3 protein-coding genes and 1 pseudogene are annotated in these 1,643 nt (G+C 62.9%); all 4 read left to right on the forward strand.

The window, feature by feature from the left end; translation table 11 throughout:
• Positions 1-274, forward strand: a 274-nt coding sequence (locus tag AC1DQP_RS20245) for a S1 RNA-binding domain-containing protein (protein WP_478052397.1), incomplete at its 5' end; no start/stop codon positions are given.
• An 86-nt stretch (positions 275-360) separates the two neighbouring features.
• Complete coding sequence (locus AC1DQP_RS20250; RefSeq protein WP_017355596.1) at positions 361-666, forward strand: integration host factor subunit beta; 306 nt, start codon at positions 361-363, stop codon at positions 664-666.
• Between the two features lie 99 nt (positions 667-765).
• Positions 766-1,056 (forward strand): hypothetical protein, encoded by a 291-nt coding sequence (locus tag AC1DQP_RS20255; RefSeq protein WP_478052398.1) that lies wholly within the window; start codon positions 766-768, stop codon positions 1,054-1,056.
• 6 nt (positions 1,057-1,062) lie between these two features.
• Positions 1,063-1,643: pseudogene (locus AC1DQP_RS20260) on the forward strand (lipopolysaccharide assembly protein LapB); the annotation flags it as partial.

Raw genomic sequence — 1,643 nt, forward strand, 5'->3', positions numbered from 1 at the left:
GGCTGACGGCATCGAAGGCTACGTGGCCGCTCGCGATGTTGCGAACGAGCGCGTGGACGACGCGACCCAGTTCCTGAAGGTCGGCGACAAGGTTGAAGCCAAGTTCGTGGGCATGGATCGCAAGGGTCGTACCCTGCAGCTGTCGATCAAGGCCAAGGACGATGCGGAAATGCGCGAAGTGCTGGAGGAATACCAGTCCTCTTCGGCGTCCAGCGRCACCACCCAGCTCGGCGCACTGCTGCGTGCACAGCTGAACGGCAACAAGTCCGAGTAATCGGTCTGTCGCTGTCGTAGTTTCCTGGACGGCCCGGACAACAGTCCGGGCCGTTTCAGGGTCTAGTTCCCCCCGAAGAGCCCGTAATGACCAAATCCGAGCTGATCGAAATCCTGGCGCGCCGACAGGCGCATTTGAAGTCGGACGATGTCGATCTGGCCGTGAAGTCGTTGCTGGAAATGATGGGTGGGGCGCTGGCCGGCGGGGATCGCATCGAGATCCGCGGGTTCGGCAGTTTTTCGTTGCACTACCGGCCACCCAGGCTGGGGCGCAACCCCAAGACCGGGGAGTCGGTCGCATTGCCGGGCAAGCATGTCCCGCATTTCAAACCCGGCAAGGAGCTGCGCGAGCGCGTCAGCGCCGTGGTGCCGCTGGAAAGCGACCCCGCGTAGAGCGGACCGTTGGTCCGCTGCTTTTTTCGTTCCGGGCCTCTTTGTCCCGCTGCTCTATATTCCGCTACTCTTTGAATCTCCCGGAACTGGAGATGCTACATGAAAGTCGTACGTCTGCTTGTGCTGCTGGCGGTTCTGGTCGCCGGACTGATTATTGGTGCGCTCAACTCGGACAAGATGGTTCTCAGTCTGGGCTTCACCCAAATCACCACCACCACCGGCCTGGCGATCATTGTCGCCCTGTTGTCCGGTGCCATCATCGGCGGCGGCATCGTGCTGGCCAGCCTGGTGATCCCGTTGTACGCGAAGCTGCGCAAGGCGCAGAAGGCTGTCCCGACCGCGGTCGTGGCGCCGGCTTCCACCCCTTCTTCTACTTTCGACGGACGCTGAGCCCCGATGGAATTTGTCTCCGAGTGGTTCTGGTTCTTCCTGTTCCTGCCGTTGGCGGCGTTGTCCGGCTGGGTGATAGGCCGTCGCGGTGGCCAGCGCCATGGCGACAACCAGGTCAGCCGCCTGTCCAGCACCTATTTCCGTGGCCTGAACTACCTGCTCAACGAGCAGCCGGACAAGGCGATCGAGCTGTTCCTGCATATCGCCGAGCTGGACAAGGAAACCTTCGAAACCCAGGTCGCGCTGGGCCACCTGTTCCGCCGTCGTGGCGAGGTGGATCGTGCGATCCGGCTGCACCAGGGCCTGGTCAACCGTGCCGACCTGAATGACGCGCAGCGGGTGCAGGCACTGCTCGCCCTGGGCGAGGACTACATGAAGTCCGGGCTGCTGGACCGTGCCGAAACCGTGTTCAGTGAGCTGGCGCAGATCGACCAGCGCGCGCCGCAGGCGCTCAAGCACCTGATCGGGATCTACCAGGCCGAGCGTGACTGGGAAAAGGCGATCGACAACGCCAGCCGCTTCGAGGAAGTCACCGGCGAGCCGATGGGCAAGCTGATCGGGCAGTTCGAATGCGAACTGGCCGAGCG

It is taken from the genome of Stenotrophomonas sp. P5_A8 (assembly GCF_056400545.1).